Origin of the sequence: Sphingomonas sp. So64.6b, from assembly GCF_014171475.1 — a bacterium.
Classification (GTDB): Bacteria; Pseudomonadota; Alphaproteobacteria; order Sphingomonadales; family Sphingomonadaceae; genus Sphingomonas; species Sphingomonas alpina_A.
Genome location: NZ_CP048817.1, coordinates 2,370,842 through 2,392,865, shown reverse-complemented (window position 1 = coordinate 2,392,865; position 22,024 = coordinate 2,370,842). Strand labels below are relative to the sequence as shown.

Sequence of the window (22,024 nt, the reverse complement as noted above, 5' to 3'; positions counted from 1 at the left end):
GATGGCCACCAAGAACGCCGAAGCGCATGCCGCCGCCAACAAGACGTACGAATGGGGTTTCCATTCGGACATCGAACAGGAATTCGCGCCCAAGGGGCTGAGCGAGGATACGGTCCGCTTCATTTCGGCCAAGAAGAACGAACCCGAATGGATGCTCGACTGGCGGCTCAAGGCGTATCGCCTGTGGCTGACCATGACGCCGCCCGAGTGGGCCAAGCTCAACGTGCCGCCGATCGATTATCAGGACGCTTATTATTACGCCGAACCCAAGGCCAAGCCGAAGCTCGGCAGCTTGGACGAGGTCGATCCCGAAATCCTGCGCGTCTATGAAAAGCTCGGCATCCCGATCGAGGAGCAGAAAATGCTCGCCGGGGTCGAAGGTGCGCGCAAAGTCGCGGTCGATGCGGTGTTCGACAGCGTCTCGGTCGCGACCACTTTCCGCGCGGAGCTCGAAAGCGCCGGGGTGATCTTCCGCTCGATCAGCGAGGCGATCCGCGACTATCCCGACATGGTGCGCAAATGGCTCGGTAAGGTCGTGCCGCAGCACGACAATTACTTCGCCGCGCTCAACTGCGCGGTGTTCAGTGACGGCACCTTCGTTTATATCCCGGAGGGCGTGCGCTGCCCGATGGAGCTGAGCACCTATTTCCGCATCAATGCGGAGAATACCGGCCAGTTCGAACGCACGCTGATCATCGCCGACAAGGGCAGTTATGTCTCCTATCTCGAAGGCTGCACCGCGCCGATGCGCGACGAGAACCAGTTGCACGCCGCCGTGGTCGAGCTGGTCGCGCTGGACGATGCCGAGATCAAATATTCGACCGTGCAGAACTGGTATCCGGGCGACGAGAACGGCAAGGGCGGGATCTATAATTTCGTCACCAAGCGCGCGCTCTGCCAGGGCAAGAATAGCAAGGTCAGCTGGACCCAGGTCGAGACCGGCAGCGCGATCACCTGGAAATATCCTTCTTGCGTGCTGGCGGGCGAGAATAGCGTCGGCGAATTCTACTCCGTCGCGGTGACCAACAACCGGCAACAGGCCGATACCGGCACCAAGATGATCCATCTCGGCAAGAACACCCGATCGACCATCGTGTCGAAGGGCATTTCGGCCGGGCGCTCGGACAATACGTATCGCGGCCTGGTCCGCGTCGCGCCCACCGCGGAAGGGGTGCGCAACTTTACCCAGTGCGATTCCCTGCTGCTCGGCGACCAGTGCGGCGCGCATACCGTGCCCTATATCGAGGTGCGCAACCCGTCGGCGCAGATCGAGCATGAGGCGACCACCTCGAAGATCAGCGATGACCAGATGTTCTACGCGATGCAGCGCGGGCTCGACAGCGAAGCGGCGGTCGCGCTGATCGTTAACGGCTTCGCGCGCGAGGTGCTGAAGCAATTGCCGATGGAGTTTGCGGTCGAGGCGCAGAAGCTGTTGGGAATCTCGCTTGAGGGGAGCGTGGGGTGAGGAAGCTCATTATACTTGGCGTGATCGGAATGGTGACGGTTTCGGCGACGCAAGCGGCAGCGCTCGAGCTGACCAACAAGGTTGAAAAGTCTGAGACACACAGCCTCCACATACCCGATGAGGTCGCACCTGCGGTCGAACCCTATCTCGCCTGCCGACTGCAGTCGCTTGGCGCTACGATCAGCGGCAAGGATGGCAAGCGGGTGAAGCCGCTTGTAACAAAGGGCGGTGACTGTTTGGCGCTTCGGACGAGGGCTGCAGCCGACGCCGACGCGCTGCTGGCCAAGGCCGGCAAGGACGATTCATATCGCGCGGCGACGATTGAAGAGACGCTGAAGAGCATCGACGATTTCGCTGAAGTGATGAGTGGCGCGATGGCCGGTGCGAAGGAAAAGACCTCGTGAGCGACGGCCACGACGGAACAAGCCACGCCACATCGATTCCACGCACATCTGATTGAGAACACTGAAAGATTTTAATGCTGAAAATCACTAACCTCCACGCCGAAATCGACGGCAAGGAAATTCTCAAGGGCCTTTCGCTCGACGTGAATGCGGGCGAGGTGCACGCAATCATGGGCCCGAACGGCGCGGGCAAGTCCACGCTTGGTTATGTGTTGGGCGGTCGGCCCGGTTATGAAGTGACCGCTGGATCGGTGACCTTCGCTGGCCAAGACCTGCTGGAAATGGCACCGCACGAGCGCGCCGCAGCCGGCCTGTTCCTAGGCTTCCAATATCCGATCGAAATTCCCGGCGTGTCGAACGTGCAGTTCCTTCGCGAAGCGCTAAATGCGCAACGGAAGGCGCGTAGCGAAGCGCCGCTGTCGGGTGGCGAGTTCCTCAAGCTGGCGCGGACGCAGGCCGATCTGTTGTCGATGGATCAGGAAATGCTCAAGCGCCCGGTCAATGTCGGCTTTTCGGGCGGCGAGAAGAAGCGCAACGAGATGGTCCAGATGGGCATCATTGGCCCGAAGCTGGCGATCCTCGACGAAACCGATTCCGGGCTCGACATCGATGCGTTGCGCGTCGTCGGCGACGGCATCAACCGCATCATGCGCAGCGCAGACAAGGCGGTGGTCCTGATCACGCATTACCAGCGGCTGCTCGATTATGTGAAGCCGGACTTCGTGCATGTGTTGAGCGGCGGGCGGATCACCCGCTCGGGCGGGGCAGAACTGGCGCATGAACTCGAAGCCGAAGGCTATGGAGCGGTGGCGGCGTGACACTTGCTCTGCCCACTCGGCGCGACGAAGTCTGGCGCTATTCGGATCTGGAAGCGGTCGCCTCGGTCTGGCCGGTGCCGGCGCCCGAGCTGGTCGAGGTCGCGGCGGGCGAGTCCGTGTCGCGCGTGATCGTGCAGGACGCAGGCCTCGACGCGGTCGCGATCCGCGATTTTCGCGTCGTGCTGCACAAGGGCGCGACCGCGACCTTTCATGTGCTCAATATCGGCGGCAAGCTCGGCCGCATCGCGATGGACGTGACCTGTCATGAAGGGTCGCATTTCGAACTCGGTGGCGCGATGCTTGGCGGCGGCCAGCAGACGCTCGAGATCGTCACCACGCTCAATCATATCGAGCCCAATGCGACCTCCAACCAGCTGGTCCGCTCGGTGCTCGGCGGCAGGGCGACCGGCAGCTATCTCGGCAAGGTCGCGGTCGCACGCGACGCGCAGAAGACCGACGCCAGCCAGTCGGTCAAGGCGATGCTGCTGACCCGCACCGCGACCGCCAATGCCAAGCCCGAACTTGAGATCTTCGCCGACGACGTGAAGTGCGCGCATGGTGCGACGGTCGGCGAGCTCGATGCGATGGCGCTCTTCTATCTGGCGAGCCGCGGGATTGCGCCGGCCGAGGCGAAGGTGCTGTTGCTGCAGGCGTTCGTGGCCAGCGCCTTTGCCGGCATTGAGGATGCTGGTGAACGTGAGGCGATCGAAGCGGCGGCGCAGATCGCGCTGGAGCGGATGTTGTGAGTGAGGGGTCGAACCTTATTCTCCCTCTCCCCCTGTGGGAGAGGAGCATCGGGTCGGCCATGCCCCCGGCATGGCCTGAACAGCACGGGGTGCTGTTCACCCGATACTGGGCCCATTGCGGAGCGATGGGAAGGGTGAGGGGGACGCAGACAAGCGTGTCGCCTCAAACTCCCCCTCATCCGACCTCGATGCGCTCGGCCACCTTCTCCCACAAGGGGAGAAGGGCAGTATGACCATTCTCACCGATACCCGCCCACTCGACCGTCTCGCCGATTTCCCCGCGATTCCCGCCGGCTGGGCCTATCTCGATACCGCCGCGACCGCGCAGAAGCCGCAGGTCGTGATCGACGCGATCACGCGCGGCTACGATACGACCTACGCAACCGTGCACCGCGGCGTGTATCAGCGCTCGGCCGATATGACGCTCGCCTATGAAGCGGCGCGCAAGCGTGTCGCCGGCTTTATCGGCGCGACCTCGTCGGACCAGATTGTGTTCGTGCGCGGCGCCACCGAGGGGATCAATCTCGTCGCGCAATGCTGGGCCGGGACTCAGCTCAAAGCCGGCGACCGCATCCTGCTCTCCACGCTTGAGCATCACTCCAACATCGTGCCGTGGCAGTTCGTCGCGGAGCGCGTCGGTGCATCGATCGATGTCGTGCCGCTGACTGCCGATCATCGCATCGATCTCGATGCGATGGCGGCGATGATCACGCCCGATCACAAGCTGGTCGCGCTCGCTCATGTTTCGAACGTGCTCGGCTCGGTCCTCGATGCGAAGCGTGCTGCGGAGATCGCGCATTCGGTCGGCGCGAAGATCCTGCTCGACGGCTGTCAGGCGGTGCCGCGCATGGCGGTCGATGTTGCGGCTCTCGATTGCGACTTCTATGTCTTCTCCGGCCATAAGCTCTACGGCCCGACCGGCATCGGCATCCTGTGGGGTAAAGCGGAGCTGCTCGACACAATGCCGCCCTATCAGGGCGGTGGCGCGATGATCGACAAGGTCACCTTTGCCCGCACCACTTATGCCCCGCCGCCGGCGCGGTTCGAAGCGGGGACGCCGCACATCGTCGGCGCGCTCGGGCTCCATGCGGCGATCGACTATGTCGAGAGCATCGGGCTCGACGCGATCCATGCGCATGAAACGGCCCTGGTCGCGAAAACCCGCGAGGCGCTGTCGCGGATCAATTCGGTCACGCTCTATGGCCCGGAGGACTCGGCGGGGATCGTCAGTTTTTCGATCGAGGGGGTGCATCCGCACGACATCGGCACCATCTTGGACGAAGCGAAGGTCGCGATCCGCGCCGGGCATCACTGCGCTCAACCGTTGATGGAGGCGCTGGGCGTGCCGGCAACCGCGCGGGCGAGCTTCGGGGTTTATAATAGTGCCGCGGACGTGGACGCGCTGGTCAAAGGTATCGAACGAGTGACGAGGATCTTCGGATGAACGAAGAACGCAAGATTGCGGTCGAAGAAGTGGAAACTGTCGAAACACCGCCGCGTGCGCGTGTCGAGGCGCCCGCCGAGACGCTCGAGCGCAAGCGCGACTATCTTGAGGGTTTCCTTGCGCAAAAACCGCAGGGTCTTACCGCGGGCGAGCCGGGCGGGGCGCTGTACGAGGCGGTGGTCGATGCACTGAAGGAAATCTTCGATCCGGAAATCCCGGTCAATATCTACGATCTCGGCCTGATCTACGGCGTTGATGTCACCGATGACGGCCATGCCGTCGTGACGATGACGCTGACCACGCCGCATTGCCCGGTCGCGGAATCGATGCCGATGGAGGTTGAATTGCGCGTCGGCGCGGTGCCTGGCGTCGGTAGTGCCGAAGTTAATCTCGTCTGGGATCCGCCTTGGGATCCGCAGAAGATGAGCGACGATGCGAAGCTCGAACTGGGCATGCTGTGATGCGGTTTGAGAAGCCAGGGCGGTCAAGGGGGACTTGCTTCCGCCCCGGCTTCTCGTTCGGGGGCATGGAGTAGACGATGTCAGATGTGAAAACCCGTAACCGCCCGGCGGCACTTTTATTGACGCCTTCGGCGGAGGCGCGGATCGCCGAATTGATGGCCAAGGCGCCCGAGGATGCGATCGGCGTCAAACTGTCGACGCCGCGCCGCGGCTGTTCCGGCCTGGCCTATTCGGTCGATTATGTGACTGAGGCCAAGCCGTTCGACGAACGCATCGACACGCCCGGCGGTACGCTGTTCGTCGATGGCGGGTCGATCCTGTATCTGATCGGATCGACGATGAACTGGGCCGAGGATGATTTCGCCGCCGGCTTCGTCTTTCAGAACCCGAACGCCAAGGGCGAATGCGGGTGCGGGGAGAGCTTCACGGTATAGGGTGGGCGTTGCTCCCAATTAAAAGACATCGTCACCCCGGATTCGTTTCGGGATGACGTTTGGGAGAGCGGAGCGCTTCAACAGTAATCGGCCGATTCAACGCCAGCCGCGCTTGTGACAGCGCAGAGTCGGAGGGAATGCTGTCTGCAATCCTTCCGCTCTTTCTCATCGTCGTTGATATCGGACGGGGGGGCGTCCGCATGCTGTTCCCGCTGAAAACAGCATGCTGGTCCGTGCTGTTATCATGCTGTTATTCGATAACAGCATGGTTCGCCGAAAGTATATGAAAACAGGGCGGAATTGTTGCCTGTTGATCCAACTTAACAGCGTGAAAAAAATTACGTCGAAATAACAGCAGGAACAGCAGGAACAGCAGGAACAGCATGACTGGCGGGTCGCGACTCGCCTTAACCCAATCCCCCAAACCCGCGCCCGGCGGTCCACCCGCCATCGGCCGGGATAACCACGCCGCTCACATAACGGGCATAATCCGACGCCAGGAACAGGCACACATCCGCCACGTCGTCGACCGTGCCGAGCCGCCCGAGCGGGACCGCCCGCGCCGATGCGGCTTTGGCCTCGGGGGTTGGCGCAAGCCGCTCCATTCCTTCGGTACCATCGATCGGGCCAGGTGAGACCGAGTTCACCCGCACGCCCTCGCGGCCCCATTCGATCGCCAGCGTTTTGGTGATCATGTCGACGCCCGCCTTTGCCGCGCAGACATGGATTTGCATCGCCATCGGAATCCACGCCTGCGGCGCCGAGACGTTGATGATGCTCGCGCCGGGTTTGGTCAGATGCTCGTACGCCGCGCGCATGACATGGAAGGTGCCCAGCGTATCGATGTCAGTGACGGTCTTGAATCCGTTGGGGCTGAGCATCGCGGCGGGGATCGGGAAATTGCCGGCGGCGCCGGAGATCAGCACATCGATCGTGCCGCGCTTGTCGCGAAAGTCGACGATCGCCGCCTGCACCGCATCGAAATCGCGCACGTCGAGCGCATATCCCAGCGCCGGCGTGTCGTGCGTTAGGGCTTCGACGGCGGCATCGACCTTGTCCTGGCTGCGGCTCGCCACCGCCAGCTTCGCGCCGGCGCGGGCAAAGGATTTGGCGATGCCCAGGTTGATGCCGCTGGTGCCGCCGAAGACCATTACGGTCTTGCCGCTGAAATCGAATGCCATCGTCTCTCTCCCTGGCTGATCCGGACCCGCTCAGTCGGCGAGCTTGTACTTGAACCCGTAATGGCTCTTATCCCAGCCGAGCCGCTCATAGAAGCGGTGCGCATCGGTCCGGCTGCGGTGCGAGGTGAGCTGCGCCATGCGGCATCCGCGCGCGGCGAAGCGCGTATTGGCCCATGCGATCATTTGCGCGCCGATCCCCCGGCCGCGTAGGTCGCTCGATACCCGCACGGCTTCGATCAGTCCGCGCCATGCGCCGCGAAAGGCGATGCCCGGAATGTAGCTCAGCTGCATCGTGCCGACGATCTGGCCTTCCAGCTCGGCGACGATACTTTCCTGGTTCGGATCGGCAGTGATCGTCTCGAACGCTGCGATATAGTGCGGGTCGAGCGGCAAGCTCGGGTTCTCGCGACCGATGCCGAGATCATCATCAGCGAGCAAAGCGACGATCGCGGGGAGGTCGGCGAGGGTGGCGGGGCGGAGAATGATGATCATTATCCCGGATCACCTCAAATCCGTTCGTGCTGAGCTTGTCGAAGCACCGTTCTTCTTCTCCACGTTGGACGAAGAAGAGCGGTCCTTCGATAATCTCAGGATGAACGGGATTGGAGAGATCACTCCGCCTTCTCGATCCGCGCCAGCACCGCACCCTCGCTGACCTGCCCGCCAGTCTCGGCATTCAGTTCGGCCACCGTCCCGTCAAACGGCGCGACCAGGCTGTGCTCCATCTTCATCGCCTCGAGCGTGACCAGCTTCTGCCCCTTGGTCACGACATCGCCCGCCACGACCTCGACCGCAATGATCCGCCCCGGCATCGGCGACAGGATCGCGCCGTCGCCGGCACCGCCCACTGCAACCCCATCGAGACGACGTTCGCGTTCGATAAAGTGCGATCGAGTTTTGCCATCGACCCAAACGCCTTTGCCATCATAGTCATAGGCATCGGTTTCCACCGGCCCAACGGCGGCGATATCGAGAATACGTGGTTCGCCATCAACGGTCAGTCTCAGTTTGCGCGCCGGCAAAGCATTGGCACGGAAACCGAACAAGGAATTCCATACAGTGGACGGTCCAACCACCCATTCCCGCTCGCCAGCGCCATTCAGGATTGGCTGCCGCGTCAGATCTTCGTCCGCCAGCAGCAAGAGCGCGGCGGCCGAACAATTGGCGTCAGTCGCGGGCTCGACGCTCGTCAGTGCTTCGAGATTGCGTTCGATGAACCCCGTATCGATTTCGGCGGCCACAAAATCGGGGTGGCTGGCCGCTCTCGACAGGAACTCCGCGTTTGTTCTTACGCCGCGTATTCGCGTCCCTGCGCAATAGTCGGATAATGCGGCGCATGCTTCGCTTCGGGAGTTGGCATGCGTAACGATCTTGGCGATCATCGGATCGTAAAATGGTGAAATATTCGATCCCAAAGCAACGCCGGTTTCGACGCGTGCGCCATGCGGAATATAGAATGATTCGAGCCGACCGGTTGATGGCAAGAACCCCTTGCTTGGGTCCTCCGCGTACAACCGGGCTTCCATCGCCCAGCCGCGGATCCACAGGTCATCCTGCTGCCTCGGCAGTGGCTCGCCGGAGGCCACGCGCAATTGCCACTCGACCAGATCCTGCTGGGTGATCATCTCGGTCACCGGATGTTCGACCTGTAGCCGCGTGTTCATCTCCATGAACCAGATGCGGTCGGCGCGCAGGCCCTCGCTTGCGTCGGCGATGAACTCGATCGTGCCCGCGCCGACATAGTCGACTGCCTTGGCCGCCTTGACCGCGGCAGCGCAGATCGCCTCGCGCGTGACCTCATCCATGCCGGGGGCAGGGGCTTCCTCGATCACTTTCTGGTGGCGGCGCTGCAGCGAACAGTCGCGCTCAAACAGGTGGACGACGTTGCCGTGCGTGTCGCCGAACACCTGCACTTCGATATGGCGTGGGGAGAGAATGTACTTCTCGATCAGCACCTGGGGATTGCCGAAGCTCGACGTCGCCTCGCGCTGGCACGACAGCAGTGCATCGGCGAAGTCGGCAGGATCGTCGACGCGGCGCATGCCCTTGCCGCCGCCGCCGGCGACCGCCTTGATCAGCACCGGATAGCCGACCTTGGCCGCTTCGTCGGCAAGGCGTTCGGGCGACTGGTCCTCGCCGAGATAGCCCGGCGTGACCGGCACGCCGGCCGCGATCATGCGTTGCTTGGCGGCGTCCTTCAGGCCCATCGCGCGAATGCTGTCGGGGTTCGGCCCCACCCAGATGATGCCGGCGTCGATCACGCTTTGCGCGAAGTCGGCATTCTCAGACAGGAAGCCATAACCGGGATGGATCGCCTCGGCGCCGGTTGCCTTGGCGGCGGCGATGATCTTCTCAGCCACCAGATAGCTTTCGCGCGCCGGGCTTGGGCCGATATGCACCGCCTCATCCGCCTGCCTGACATGCAGCGCCTTGGCATCGGCATCGGAATAGACCGCCACCGTGCGCACGCCCATCTCGCGCGCGGTGCGGATGATCCGGCACGCAATCTCGCCGCGATTGGCGATGAGCAGCGATTTGATCATTGGCCCGGGCATCCCGTCTTGCGCTGAGTCCAGGTGACGTTCTGCACCTTCCACGCGCCCTGCACGCGGATCAGGTCGAAATGATTGATCCCGCAATGCGAGAATTTACCGTCCAGTGTGAAGACATAGGGCGTCCACACCATCGCGATGTCGCCATCGACATGGACGTGCGGATCGATGTTGCGCTCGACCGGCTTGCCGGGAATTTTGGCGAGACGCGCGGCGAAGCCGGCCCAGTCGCTCGACGTCACCCGATGCTCGCCCGTATCGGTCACTCCCGTGCCGGTCGCGCGGCCCTCGGGCACGGTGACGGCGATGATGCCGGCCGCATCCTTTGCGGCCAGCGCCTTGAACATGGTGTCGATCGTCGCGAGCACCGCGGCGGCATCCTCCTTCGATCCATGGTCGGTCGCCGGCGCCTGTTGCGCGGCAGCCGGCGTGGCGAAGAAAAGGGCGGTCGCGAAAAGGCGTGCGTGCTTCATGTCATGCTCCCAGGAACTGATTGGACGGGTGTTCAGCCCGCGCAGCCGGTGGTCCGGACCGACCAAGTGACGTTCTGGATCTTCCAGCTTCCTCCGTCGCTGACGAGATCGAAATGCTGGAAGCCGCAATGCCGGACAACGCCGTCGATCGAGAAGCTGTACGGCCCCCAGACCATCGCCATTGCGCCGTCGATCTCGATCGCCGGATCGATCATCCGTTCCTCATAGCGTTCGGGGCCGGGCGATGCCTCGGCATAGGCGGCCAGTTCGACATTCTTGACGGTGCGCGTGCCGTCCGGTTTCTCCATGATCACCGTCGCATTGCCGCTCGGCCGCAACTGCGCGCGGATCGCCGCACTGTCGCGCGCGGTGATCCCGGCAAAGGCGGCGAGGATCGGCGCCATGACCGCGCCCTCATCGGTCCCGGGAGGGGGCAGGCCGGTGCCCTTGGGCAAAGGCTGTACCGGCGTGGTCTGGGCTGCGAGGAGGAGTGCGATCAGCAATGACATAGCGGGCTTCCGATGCGATGATGCGCGACGCAAATCCTCCCCGGAACGGGGAGGGGGACCGCGCGAAGCGTGGTGGAGGGGCAGGCGCTGTACTGAGTGGTCCGGGTAAGGCGATCAGGCAATCGCGCAGACTTCGGCGCGTGATGACGTTGCCTGAAGTCGCTTTGTGGGCGGTGCTGCGCGGCAGGCCATCCGGCATCAAGTTTCGGCGACAGCACCCCGCCGGTCCCTATACGATCGACTTCTATTGCAGCGACGCCATGATCGCGATCGAAGTCGATGGAGAAGCGCACGGGCGAGGCGATCAGCCGGCGCGGGATGCCGAACGCGACGATTGGTTCGTACGCAGAGGTGTCATGACCTTGCGTGTCCGGGCGATGGACGTCCTTGATGATCTCGACGCGGTAGTGGCGCATGTCGTCGAACATGTGAGGTTGCGCCTGCCCCTCCACCACCCGGCTGCGCCGGGCGGTCCCCCTCCCCGAGACAAGCTCGGGGAGGATTGAGAAGGGCGCCGCTTCTTCCCTCACATCCGGAACACACCGAACGCCGGGCGTTCGGGGATCGGGGCGTTGAGCGTTGCGGCGAAGGCGAGGCCGAGCACGTCGCGGGTCTGGGCCGGGTCGATGATCCCGTCGTCCCACAGCCGCGCGGTCGCGTGCCAGGGATTGCCCTCATCCTCGTAACGCTGGCGGATCGGCGCCTTGAATGCCTCGGCCTGTTCCTCGGTCCAGCTTTCCGCGTCGCGATGAACCGTGGCCAACACGCTTGCCGCCTGCTCGCCGCCCATCACCGAGATGCGGCTGTTGGGCCAGCTGAACAGGAAGCGCGGCGAATAGGCCCGGCCGCACATGCCGTAATTGCCTGCACCAAAGCTGCCGCCGATCAGCACGGTGATCTTGGGCACGGTCGCGGTGGCGACGGCGGTGACCAGCTTGGCGCCATGCTTCGCGATGCCCTCGGCTTCATACTTACCGCCGACCATGAAGCCGGAGATGTTCTGCAGGAACAGCAAAGGGATGCGCCGCTGGCAGGCGAGCTCGATGAAGTGCGCGCCCTTTTGCGCGCTCTCGCTGAACAGCACACCGTTATTGGCGAGGATCGCAACCGGAATGCCCCAGATATGCGCGAAGCCGCACACTAATGAGGTGCCGTAGAGCGACTTGAACTCGTGGAACTCGCTGCCGTCGACGAGGCGGGCGATGATCTCATGCACATCATAGGGCGCGCGCACATCGCTCGGCACGATGCCGTACAGATCCTCCGCGTCGAACTTCGGCGGACGCGGGTCCTTGAGGTTCACTTCGCCAGCCGCCTGCGGCTGCAGCGTGGAGACGATGTCGCGCACGATGGTCAGTGCATGTTCGTCATTCTCGGCGACATGATCGACCACGCCCGAACGCCGGCCATGCGTGTCGGCGCCGCCCAGTTCCTCGGCCGAGATTACCTCGCCGGTCGCGGCCTTCACCAGCGGCGGACCCGCGAGGAAGATCGTGCCCTGGTTACGCACGATGATGGTCTCGTCCGACATCGCGGGGACATAGGCGCCGCCCGCCGTGCAACTGCCCATCACACAGGCGATCTGCGGGATTCCGAGCGCCGACATATTCGCCTGGTTGAAGAAGATTCGCCCGAAATGGTCGCGGTCGGGAAACACCTCGGCCTGGTGCGGCAGGTTCGCGCCGCCGCTGTCGACGAGGTAGATGCAGGGCAGGCGGTTGGCCTCGGCGATCTCCTGCGCGCGGAGATGCTTCTTCACGGTCATCGGGAAATAGGTCCCGCCCTTCACCGTCGCATCGTTGCACACGATCATGCATTGCCGTCCGGAGACGCGGCCGATGCCGGCGATGACGCCTGCGCCGGGCACTTCGCCGTCATACAGATCATTGGCAGCGAGCTGGCCGATCTCGAGAAAGGGCGAGCCGGGATCGAGCAGCCGCTCGACCCGGTCGCGAGGGAGCAGCTTGTTGCGCGAAACATGCCGTTCGCGACTTTTCTCCGAACCACCCAGCGCCGCTGTCGCAACATCGGCGCGAAGCTTTTCCGCCAATGCACGGTTGTGCACCGCATTGGCGCGGAAGGTTTCGCTCTCGGGCGACAATTTCGTATCGAGCACCGGGGCGCTCATAGGGCCGACATCCCTTTATGATTTAGATGGTGACTAGCGACGGGAGTGCGCGAAGGGAAGTGGACCGACCGGGTGGATCGCTGTGCCGATCGTTCGTTGATTGACTGTTCGTCGATGGGCTGGCGCGTCGCGAACGCCGGGTGTAGCTCTGTCATCATACAGCAATACCGGAGAGAGTGCCCCCATGAAGCGTTCGATCGTTCTCGCCCTGCTGCTTGCCAACGCGGCTTGCTCGCCCTCGTCAACCACCAGCACGACGACCCAATCCGCCAGCGGCACCCTTGCCGGTGTCGACCAGGCCTTGATCAACAAGGCCGTGAAACCCGGCGACGACTTCAACACCTATGCCAGCGGCGCCTGGTTCGACAAGGCCGAGATTCCCGCCGATCGGTCGAGCACCGGTGTCGGCTACGACGTGTTCAAGGTCGCGGAAGCGCGCAATGCCGGCCTGATTCAGGCTGCGCTCAAGGCCAATGCGGCGGCGGGCACAGATGAGCGGCGGATCGCGGATTACTACACCGCCTTCACCGACATGACGGGTATCGAACAGCGCGGCATGGCGCCGCTCAAGGGTCAGCTCGACGCGATCGCCGCGCTCAGGGACAAGGGCGCTTTGTCGGCGCTGCTCGGTGCGACCATGCGTGCCGATACCGACCCGCTGAACGCCAGCAACTTCCATACGGAAAACCTGTTCGGCCTGTTCGTGACGCAGGATCTCAATCGGCCTGATGTGACGGTGCCGTATCTGATGCAGGGCGGGATCGGTTTGCCCGACCGCGATTATTACCTGTCCACGACGCCCGAAATGGCCAGCCTGCGCACCGCTTATAAGGCCTATGTCGCGAGGCTGCTGACCCTGGCCGGCGTGAGCGATGCCGCTGCCCGCACCGACCGGATCATCGCACTCGAAACGAAGATCGCCACCGCGCATTACGACATCCTGACCAGCCAGGACGCGCATCAGGCAACGTCGTGGAAACGCGACGACTTCGCGAAAAAGGCGCCGGGTATCGACTGGAACGCCTATTGGAACTCGGCGTCGCTGCCATCGCAGCAGGATTTCTCGCTGTGGCAGCCCGGCGCGATCACCAAGCTGTCGGCGCTCGTCGCGAGCGAACCGATGGAGGCATGGCAGGACTGGCTGACCTTCCACACCATCAATCAGGTGACGGCGGCGCTGCCCAAGGCGATCGACGACGCGTCGTTCGATTTCAACAACCGGACGCTCAACGGCACGCCGCAGCAGCAACCGCGCGACAAGCGCGCGATCGCGTCGGTCAATGCGCAGCTCGGCGATGCGGTCGGCCAGATCTATGTCGGCAAATATTTCCCCGCTTCGTCCAAGACCGAAATCCAGGGGATGGTGAAGAACATCGTCGCGGCGTTCGACAATCGCCTGGCCAAGCTCGAATGGCTTTCCCCCGCAACCAAGGCGGAGGGGCGCAAGAAACTCCAGGTGCTGATCGTCGGCGTCGGATATCCGGACAAATGGCGCGACTATTCGGCGCTGGAGATCAAGGCTGACGACCCGGTCGGCAATCTGCAGCGTGCGCGCCTCGCCGAATATCAGCACCAGATCGCCAAGATCGGCAAGCCGGTCGATCGTAGCGAATGGTGGATGACGCCGCAGACCGTCAATGCGGTCAATCTGCCGGTGCAGAACGCGCTCAATTTCCCCGCCGCGATTCTCGAGACGCCGTACTTCGATGCGAAGTTCGACGCGGCGGCGAATTATGGCGCGATCGGTGCCGTGATCGGACACGAGATCAGCCACAGCTTCGACAATCTTGGCGCCGATTTCGATTCGACCGGCCGGCTGCACAATTGGTGGACGCCCGCCGATCTCAAGCATTTCGAAGCCGCCGGGGCGGCGCTGGCCGCGCAATATGACGCCTATGAAGCGCTGCCCGGCCTGCACCTCAATGGTAAGCAGGAGTTGGGCGAGAATATCGCCGATGTCGCCGGCCTGACCGCATCGTATGAAGCGTACCGCGCCTCGCTTGGCGGCAAGGAAGCGCCGGTGATCGACGGGCTGACCGGCGACCAGCGCTTCTTCCTCGCCTTTGGCCAGAGCTGGCGCACCAAGATGCGCGAAAAGGCGCTCCGTGCGCGCATCGCGACCGATGTCCATGCTCCGGCGCCATGGCGGGTGCAGACCGTGCGCAATCTCGATGCATGGTATGCCGCGTTCGATGTGAAACCCGACCAGAAACTGTACCTCACGCCGGACAAGCGCGTGAAGGTCTGGTGATCCGATCCGGCGGCGCGGTTCACCCGATTTCGGGTGGACGCGCCGTCGGCCGGGTCATGCTTGGCGCCGTTTCATGATCGATGCGGTGGCGGCCGGGAGACGATATAGGCGGCGCAGCCGCCGAGCAGCAGCGCTACGACCAGCGCAAGCCTGAGCGACGGGTGAGCGCCGAGCAGGAACAGGCCAAAGCCCAGCGCCATCCCGCCACAGGCAGCGATCTTCGCCGGGCGCGGAATCGCTTTTTCCAGGCGCCAGGCGCGCAACACCGGCCCGAAGCGCGGATGATCGAGCAGCCACGCCTCCAGCCTGGGCGAGGATCGGGCGAAGCAGCCTGCGGCCAGGATCATGAAGATCGTCGTCGGCATGAGCGGCACGATCGCACCGATCAGTCCGAGCCCGACACAGAATAGACCGAGCAGAAGCCAGCCCGTCCGAACGGCGCTCGCGACCGGCGTTCTGTCGGGCGGCTGTTCACCCGATATTGGCATCGATCGGCTCAAGGAAATACATGAAGGCCGCTTTAGCGGCTGTCGTCCCACGTGTCTCCCCGCCTGGCGCGGACGCAAGTGTATCGAGCGCGTTCGCGAATTCGAGTCAGTTCGGGGCGGCCGTCAGGATAGGGCTGGTGGTGAAAATCACATGCTTGGTACCTGTTCGTCTATCGGCAGATGACGACCAGGTTCGGTCGTTCGCACGTCAGCGGGCGAACGGCTGCGGACGACAGAACCAGTCGTTCGCGCCGCACGAACCGGACGGACAGCAACGCGCCTATTCAGGTCGTTCGAGGCCGAATGCCGATTTTCTGAAAGCGGCGTTCGCTACAACCTTGCACCAAACGGCGTTTCTACATCGAGACGGGTCACCGTCCTCGTCTCGTCGCTCATGCCGATGGATGACGTTCGACGAGCGGCCCTCTCGCACGACCGACGACATTGCCGAGCCGCGCATTCTCTTCATCACCGCTGTCCGCAATCGACGGATCGCGGCGAAGCAGCCACGCCTCCACCCGAAAATACGCCATTATCGCGAGTACCGCGAGCGACACGACGGCCCAGCCGGTCGTCGAGGCGATGATCGACAATAGCGCCGGCGCTTCGCTCGCTGGCGTTCCGGGTAAGCGCAGAGCTACCGAAAGCGCGTGATGGGCTGAGCAATAGTCCCCAGTCAAGTCGCAGCCGAATTAAGGGTTTATCGCGCGTGACGCCGTAATGCCAAGACCAGCCAAGAGGTGCTCGAACACAGTATTCGGTGGGAAAGTCGTGCTCCTCGGTCGCTCTGCGCACCGAAACCTATCTGGGGCCTGGCTGGTATGGCCTTATTGAGTCCGCGATCCAGCTGTTAGACATCGGCGTCCTCCGGTTCCGGGCCTGACCGGTCGTCGGATCAAATGCAACCCGTTGCATTTTGGAGCAGCGTTCGGCGACGCTCCCTGCACCTGATCGCGAGGCCGTCCCAGTTTAATCGAGCCGCTGCAAGGCATTGGCTGCCGCGTCACCCCCGGTGGATGTCGGCCAGCCGTGTCGGGCGCCAATCAGGAACAGTGGAACCCGCATCATGAACGCATCTTGCTCGAAACTCGCCCCTCCCCGACCGCGCGGCAACGGCTCGCAGCGTCACAGGATGTCCCGGCTGGCGGCCCTAGCCGCATCGGTCAGCTTCGCGGCGATGGCTGCGCCCGCCTATGCGCAGTGCGTCGAAGGTCCACCGAACACCTTCACCTGTTCGGGCCAGACCAACGTGCCGCAAATCATCACCGCCGACGACGCGACGGTGACCACCAATCCCGGCTTCGAAGTCGACACCAGCAACAACGGCAACGGCATCGCGTTGCAAGTCTCCGGCGCCGGGCTGATCAGCTTCGAAGGATCCCCCGACCTGACCGGCGCGGGCGCGCGCTTCTCGACGACGGGCAGCAGCGGCCTGTCGGCCGGCGAGCTCTCCATATTCTCAAACGGAAACATCTTCGCCAATGGCGCGAACGGGCTGCGCCTCGATAATGCCGGCGGTGGCGACACCACCGCCGTCTGGGTCGGATCGATCAACAATATCGCCGGCAACGGAGTCTATGCCGGCAGCGCCTTCGGCGCGGGCGACCTCAGCCTGATCGTCGACGACGTCGCCGCGCGCGACGACGGCATCTGGGCGCAATATGGTGCGAACGGCTCAGTCACGATCACCGCGGTCGGGCCTGTCACGGGACACACCGGCGCGGGCCTGCGGATCAACGCCGGAGCCGCGGCCGACGATATCGACGTGACAGTGGGCGACGTTACCGGCGGCAGCTGGGGGATCATCATTGACAGCCAGGGTAGCGACACCGTCAAGGTCGACGCGAGCGGTGTTGTGACCGGGCTCGGCGAAGCGGGCATCGCAGTCGTAGCAGGTACTAACACCACCGGGATCGATATCCGTGCCAATCAGGTCGAAGGCGCAGTCGCTGGGATCCAGACCGACAATCAGGGCGTGGGCAACACCGTGATCGCCGCGACGGGCCCGGTCACCGGCGATGGCTATGGCATTTTCGCGGTCAACGGCGCGTCCGCGCAAGGCATTTCGATCGCCGCCACCGACGTCTCCGGCTTTTACGGGATCCGCAGCTTCAACCAAGGCACCGGCGCCACCGCCATCGCCGCCACGGGTTTCGTATCGGGAGGCGACTTTGGAATCATCGCGCAAAATATGGGCGGATCCACTGACCTGACCATTCAGGCCGGCGACGTCAGCGCCGCCGGCTATGGCATCGAAGCGGAGAATTCCGGTTCGGGCACGACGACCATCGTCGCCGGGAATGTGACGGGCCAGAACAAGAGCGGCATTCGGGTGCTCGCCGACATGTCGGCAGGCTCGGTCGATCTTACCGTCGGGAATGCGACCGGCGGCGAGTTCGGCATCGTGGTCGGCAATTCGGGCATCGGCTCGGTGCTGGTCAATGCGACGGGCACCGTCACGGGGCTCAGCGACCGCGGCATTTCGGTCACCAACAGCGTCGGCACCACCGATATCGAGATCCACGCGAACAATGTGAACGGCGGCTATTTCGCGGGAATTCAGGCGCTCAACAACGGCACCGGCAACACCACGATCGAAGCGACCGGCATGGTCGCCACCAGTGATCTCTACGGCATTGTCGCAGTGAACGCGGCGACCTCGAAGAACCTGTCGGTCACCGCTTTGGACGTGGTCGGCGCCTATGGCATCAGTGCCAGCAATTTCGGCACCGGCGCGACCGAGATCGTCTCGACGGGAACCGTGATCGGCTTCTCGGCCGACGGCCTGCGCGTCGGGAACACCCCGACCGCGACCGATCTGCGGGTCGATGTGAATGTTGTCCAGGGCGACGAACGCGGTATGCGGGTCCTCAACGATGGAACCGGCTCGACCAGCATCCGGGCTAGCGGCACCGTTACGGGCTTCACTCTGAATGGCATAGAGGCCGAGATTGGACTCGGCGCGCAGGGCATTACGATCGACGCGGTCGATGTGACCGGCGGGATCAGCGGCGTGGATCTGGTGAACTATGGTCAGGGCACCACCGTGGTCCATGTCACCGGCGCGCTGACCGGGCATGCCGACAGCGGGTTGCACATCATCACCGGGACTGGCGCACAGGACGTGAGCGTCGCGGTAGCCCAGGTGACTGGCAGCATCGCCGGAGTCTCGATCGAGCATGACGGCACTGGATCGGTCGGCGTGAACGCCACCGGCCCGGTCTCTGCGGCGGCGCCCGACGGGTTCGGTATCGTCGTCCGCGCGGGCGGCGGTGCCAGCGACCTTCGTATCGGCGCGGTGGACGTCGCTGGCGGCTACGCCGGTATCGACGCGACCAACCAGGGAAGCGGGCTGATCGCAATCGATGCCACCGGCTCGGTTACGGGCGGCGCGTACGGGATTCTCGCCCGGAATGAGGCCAGTGCGACCGATATCGCGGTTCGCGCGGTCACGGTGACGGGTACCGGCGACGGCATCGCCGCCCAGAATCTTGGATCGGGGACGACGACCGTCGTGGCCAATAGTGCCGCGGGCGCCAACGGGACGGGCGTGCGCGTCGATGCGAGCGGCGCGGCCGGAGCGGTCGATTTGGCGATCGGCGATGCGAGCGGTGGCGACTATGGCGTGCTCGTCACCAATTTCGGGACGAGCACCACCACGGTCGAAACCACCGGCATGGTTTCGGGCATCGCTGAAGGCGGCATCGCGATCGAGAATGGTGGCGCGACTACCGGCATCGAACTTCATGCCGCGCAGGTCAGCGGCGAGACCTATGGCATCGCGGTTCAGAACAGCGGCACGGGCAACACCGCCGTTTTCGCCAGCGGGCTGGTCAACGGGATCGGCGGCGGGATGATCGTCCGCAACGACGCGACGGCGAGCAACATTCTGATCGACGCAGCTGCGGTGCAGGGCGGCACCACCGGCATCCTCGCCGTCAACCAGGGCATCGGAACGACGTGGGTGCGCACAGCCGGTGCCGTCACCGGTGGAAGCGTCGCAGGGATCGATGTTCGAGCCGATGTGTCGGCGCTTGACGTCACGGTCGACACCGCGGAGGTTTCCGGCGGCAACGGCATCACCGTACAGAATTTCGGCCACGGATCAGCGAGCGTCAATGCGAGCGGAACCGTTACCGGCACGAATGCCACCGGCACCGGCATCGCCATGGTCGGCGGCACCGGTTCGACCGACCTCCGTGTCGCGGCGGTCAGCGTCGCCGGCGGCACGCGCGGCATCAGCACCGTCAATGGCGGGTCAGGCGAGACGTTCATCGCCACGACCGGCCTCGTCTCCGGCGGGGAATTCGGCATCCGCGCCGAGAACGGCATCGCGGCGACCGACCTCACGATCCGCGCGACCGACGTCCAGAGCAACGGCAATGCGATCTTCGTCGAGGCGCTCGGCACCGGCGATACCAGCGTCGTCACGACCGGGACCGTGGTTTCGCACGCCAAGGAGGGCATCCTCGTCTTCGGCGGCACCTCTGCGGGCGACATCACCGTCGAAGCGGGCAATGTATCGGGCGGCCTTAGCGGCATCTCGACGATCAACTATGGCCTCGGCGATACCCGCATCACCGTGAGCGGCGTGGTGCAGGGTAGCGCAAGGGGTGTCGAGGCCGCTTCCGACGGCAACCAGGGCGTAGTCATCGTCAACAACGGCACGATCCGTAATGCATCCGGGCTGGGCTCGAGCAGGGCGGTCAGCGCGAGCGGCGGATCGGTCGGCATAGCCAATACCGCGACCTTGACCGGCACGGTCGAAATCGCCGGCGACAGCAGCGTGTTGCTCAACCTCGGCAACTGGCAGAGCATCGGCGGCATCAGCAACTTCGCGACCGTCGATGACCAGCTGTTCAACGGCGCGACCGGGACGATCGTCGGCGGCACGTTGGCGGCGGTCGCGCAGGCGACCATCTGGCAGGGGCTCGAGCGCTTTCAGAATCAAGGCGTGCTCAGGCTTCAGGACGGGGGTACCGGCGACGTTATCCAGACCTCGGCGGCCACGACCTTCACCAACGGCTCGGTGCTAAGCGTCGACATTGCCGGGCTGAATGCCGCGGACAGCTTCCGCACCACCGGCAAGGTCACGATCGAGGCGGGCAGCAGGCTGCAGGCAGCCACCACGCAGCCGCTCGTGCTCCATGGCAAACATGTCGTGGTCCAGGCTGATGGCGGTCTTACCGGGCAGTTCGCCTTCGAGGACCAGTTTCTGACTGCCTTTGCCGGGCTGCGCGATGGCTATACCGCGACCTCGGCCTTCATCGAATTCGCCCAGATGAGGTCGCTGGACAGCGCCGGGCTCACGCCCAACCAGAAGGCGGCGGCGGCGGGTGCCGACAGTCTGCCCGACGGGAACGTGGTGAAAGACGCGCTGCTCCTGCTGCCCAACGATGCTGCGGCACAGGCCGCCTTCGATCAGCTTTCGGGCGAGATCCATCCCTCCGCGCGCAACTCAATGGTCGAGGACAGCCGGCTGGTCCGCAATGCCGTGCTCGACCGCCTTGTCGATGGCGAGCCGGGAACGGACGTTTGGGGTCGCATCTTTGGTACCTCGGGCATCAGCGACGGTGACTACAACGCTGCCGAACTCGATCGCGATACCAAGGGTGGCGTGATCGGGGTGGACCGCAGCATCGGCTCGGTGACCGTCGGCCTGGCCGGGGGCTGGTCCGACACGACGCTCCGTATCGCGCGCCGCGACAGCAGCGGCTCGATCAAGGGCATTCACGGCATGGTCTATGCCGGGGGGCGCTTCGGCCAGTTCGGGCTGCGCGGCGGGGTGGGCTATGCCCGCACCTCGACCGAGACGATGCGCCATATCGCGTTCCCGGGCTTCAGCGCCTCGCCGACCGCCGATTATCACGGTTCGGTGCTGCAGGGCTTTGTCGAGGCGGGCTATCGGGTGCCGGTGGGAGGAGGACATGTCGAGCCGTTCGCCAGCCTGACCGCCATTCGCGCGAAGACCGACGCCTTCACCGAGGCCAACGGACCGGCGGCCCTGTCGGGCGCCGCGATCAGCGAGAAGACGATGAGCTCCACGCTGGGCGCACGATTCGAGACGAGCCCGGCCGGCGCCTTCTCGCTACGCGGCACCGCAGGGTGGCGCCACGGCTGGGGCGATCTTGATCCGGTTGGCCGCCACGCATTTGCCGGCGGCGCGCCATTCACTGTCCTCGGCACCGCCGGATCAAAGAATGCAGGCGTGTTCGACGCGGAGGCCCGGTACCGGCTCTCCCCGAAGGTCACCCTGAGCATCGGCTATAACGGCGTCCTCGGCGCCGGGAACGCCGACCACGCAATCACCGGGGCCTTCAAGATCGTCTTCTGACGATTGGCACCGGCGGGCAGGTCCGTTCCTGAACCTGTCCGGCTCCCCGGGTGGCGCACATGCCACCCGGGGAGATTGGCGCGCGCCGGGCTTGGCCTCAGATGCTCGTTTCCTGCGTTATGCGTCCGGACTTGTCGGCCAACTGACCGTCGATAATGAGGTCAGACCCGCGAAAAAAACGCGAGGCGATCATCCAACTCCACCAGGATCTGGCTAGTGGTTGCAGGAACCGCTGTGAGCACGTTGATGCCGCCCCTTTGACGTTTGCGTCGGTTCGTCGCCAGTGAGCGCCTGAACGGAGCGGCTGCCGTGACCGGCTGGCGGGTTAGTTGCCAA

At 64.1% G+C, this 22,024-nt stretch carries 18 protein-coding genes; 10 read left to right on the top strand and 8 right to left on the bottom strand.

All coding sequences use genetic code 11. The features are described from left to right. Position 1 precedes the first annotated feature (1 nt). The 7 genes from sufB to G4G27_RS11335 all read left to right on the top strand — a co-directional run bounded on the left by sufB (position 2) and on the right by G4G27_RS11335 (position 5,772). Complete coding sequence (gene sufB, locus G4G27_RS11365) at positions 2 to 1,465, top strand: Fe-S cluster assembly protein SufB (RefSeq protein WP_183113421.1); 1,464 nt, start codon at positions 2 to 4, stop codon at positions 1,463 to 1,465. After that, complete coding sequence (locus G4G27_RS11360) at positions 1,462 to 1,869, top strand: hypothetical protein (protein WP_183113420.1); 408 nt, start codon at positions 1,462 to 1,464, stop codon at positions 1,867 to 1,869. The genes sufB and G4G27_RS11360 overlap by 4 nt, the downstream gene beginning before the upstream one ends. 74 nt (positions 1,870 to 1,943) lie before the next feature. Further along, positions 1,944 to 2,687, top strand: coding sequence for a Fe-S cluster assembly ATPase SufC (gene sufC / locus G4G27_RS11355; protein ID WP_183113419.1), 744 nt, complete (start codon positions 1,944 to 1,946; stop codon positions 2,685 to 2,687). Continuing rightward, positions 2,684 to 3,433, top strand: coding sequence for a SufD family Fe-S cluster assembly protein (locus tag G4G27_RS11350; protein WP_183113418.1), 750 nt, complete (start codon positions 2,684 to 2,686; stop codon positions 3,431 to 3,433). The genes sufC and G4G27_RS11350 overlap by 4 nt, the downstream gene beginning before the upstream one ends. Before the next feature lie 229 nt (positions 3,434 to 3,662). Beyond that, positions 3,663 to 4,877: a cysteine desulfurase gene (locus tag G4G27_RS11345; protein WP_183113417.1), complete on the top strand. Its 1,215-nt coding sequence runs from the start codon at positions 3,663 to 3,665 to the stop codon at positions 4,875 to 4,877. Further along, the gene (locus tag G4G27_RS11340) at positions 4,874 to 5,338 is read left to right on the top strand and encodes an SUF system Fe-S cluster assembly protein (protein WP_183113416.1); all 465 of its coding nucleotides are present in this window, start codon (positions 4,874 to 4,876) and stop codon (positions 5,336 to 5,338) included. Before G4G27_RS11345 ends, G4G27_RS11340 begins: the two co-directional genes overlap by 4 nt. A gap of 77 nt (positions 5,339 to 5,415) precedes the next feature. Next, positions 5,416 to 5,772, top strand: coding sequence for an iron-sulfur cluster assembly accessory protein (locus G4G27_RS11335; protein ID WP_183113415.1), 357 nt, complete (start codon positions 5,416 to 5,418; stop codon positions 5,770 to 5,772). A 407-nt stretch (positions 5,773 to 6,179) separates the two neighbouring features. Here G4G27_RS11335 and G4G27_RS11330 read toward each other — a convergent pair whose 3' ends face one another. The 5 genes from G4G27_RS11330 to G4G27_RS11310 all read right to left on the bottom strand — a co-directional run bounded on the left by G4G27_RS11330 (position 6,180) and on the right by G4G27_RS11310 (position 10,487). Beyond that, positions 6,180 to 6,953 carry an SDR family oxidoreductase gene (locus G4G27_RS11330; RefSeq protein WP_183113414.1) on the bottom strand — a complete coding sequence of 258 codons (774 nt, stop codon included), beginning with the start codon at positions 6,951 to 6,953 and terminating at the stop codon, positions 6,180 to 6,182. Between the two features lie 30 nt (positions 6,954 to 6,983). After that, positions 6,984 to 7,445 (bottom strand): GNAT family N-acetyltransferase, encoded by a 462-nt coding sequence (locus G4G27_RS11325; RefSeq protein WP_183113413.1) that lies wholly within the window; start codon positions 7,443 to 7,445, stop codon positions 6,984 to 6,986. 119 nt (positions 7,446 to 7,564) lie between these two features. Next, positions 7,565 to 9,496 carry an acetyl/propionyl/methylcrotonyl-CoA carboxylase subunit alpha gene (locus G4G27_RS11320; RefSeq protein WP_183113412.1) on the bottom strand — a complete coding sequence of 644 codons (1,932 nt, stop codon included), beginning with the start codon at positions 9,494 to 9,496 and terminating at the stop codon, positions 7,565 to 7,567. Beyond that, entirely contained in the window at positions 9,493 to 9,978 is a 486-nt protein-coding gene (locus tag G4G27_RS11315; RefSeq protein ID WP_183113411.1) for a nuclear transport factor 2 family protein, read from the bottom strand. Before G4G27_RS11315 ends, G4G27_RS11320 begins: the two co-directional genes overlap by 4 nt. Before the next feature lie 32 nt (positions 9,979 to 10,010). Further along, entirely contained in the window at positions 10,011 to 10,487 is a 477-nt protein-coding gene (locus G4G27_RS11310; RefSeq protein ID WP_183113410.1) for a nuclear transport factor 2 family protein, read from the bottom strand. Between the two features lie 17 nt (positions 10,488 to 10,504). On the opposite strand from G4G27_RS11310, the gene G4G27_RS11305 reads away from it, so the two are divergent. After that, positions 10,505 to 10,993 carry an endonuclease domain-containing protein gene (locus tag G4G27_RS11305; protein WP_345940683.1) on the top strand — a complete coding sequence of 163 codons (489 nt, stop codon included), beginning with the start codon at positions 10,505 to 10,507 and terminating at the stop codon, positions 10,991 to 10,993. A gap of 20 nt (positions 10,994 to 11,013) precedes the next feature. On the opposite strand, the gene G4G27_RS11300 is transcribed toward G4G27_RS11305, so the two are convergent. Further along, the gene (locus tag G4G27_RS11300; protein WP_183113408.1) at positions 11,014 to 12,615 is read right to left on the bottom strand and encodes a carboxyl transferase domain-containing protein; all 1,602 of its coding nucleotides are present in this window, start codon (positions 12,613 to 12,615) and stop codon (positions 11,014 to 11,016) included. A 184-nt stretch (positions 12,616 to 12,799) separates the two neighbouring features. On the opposite strand from G4G27_RS11300, the gene G4G27_RS11295 reads away from it, so the two are divergent. Further along, positions 12,800 to 14,866, top strand: a complete 2,067-nt coding sequence (locus G4G27_RS11295) for a M13 family metallopeptidase (RefSeq protein ID WP_183113407.1) — start codon at positions 12,800 to 12,802, stop codon at positions 14,864 to 14,866. Positions 14,867 to 14,937: 71 nt separating this feature from the next. Here G4G27_RS11295 and G4G27_RS11290 read toward each other — a convergent pair whose 3' ends face one another. Together G4G27_RS11290 and G4G27_RS11285 are read right to left on the bottom strand one after the other, a co-directional pair. Next, positions 14,938 to 15,354: a YbaN family protein gene (locus tag G4G27_RS11290; RefSeq protein WP_183113406.1), complete on the bottom strand. Its 417-nt coding sequence runs from the start codon at positions 15,352 to 15,354 to the stop codon at positions 14,938 to 14,940. A 392-nt stretch (positions 15,355 to 15,746) separates the two neighbouring features. Continuing rightward, the gene (locus G4G27_RS11285) at positions 15,747 to 15,947 is read right to left on the bottom strand and encodes a hypothetical protein (protein ID WP_183113405.1); all 201 of its coding nucleotides are present in this window, start codon (positions 15,945 to 15,947) and stop codon (positions 15,747 to 15,749) included. Between the two features lie 539 nt (positions 15,948 to 16,486). On the opposite strand from G4G27_RS11285, the gene G4G27_RS11280 reads away from it, so the two are divergent. After that, positions 16,487 to 21,688 carry an autotransporter domain-containing protein gene (locus tag G4G27_RS11280; RefSeq protein WP_183113404.1) on the top strand — a complete coding sequence of 1,734 codons (5,202 nt, stop codon included), beginning with the start codon at positions 16,487 to 16,489 and terminating at the stop codon, positions 21,686 to 21,688. Positions 21,689 to 22,024: the final 336 nt, after the last annotated feature.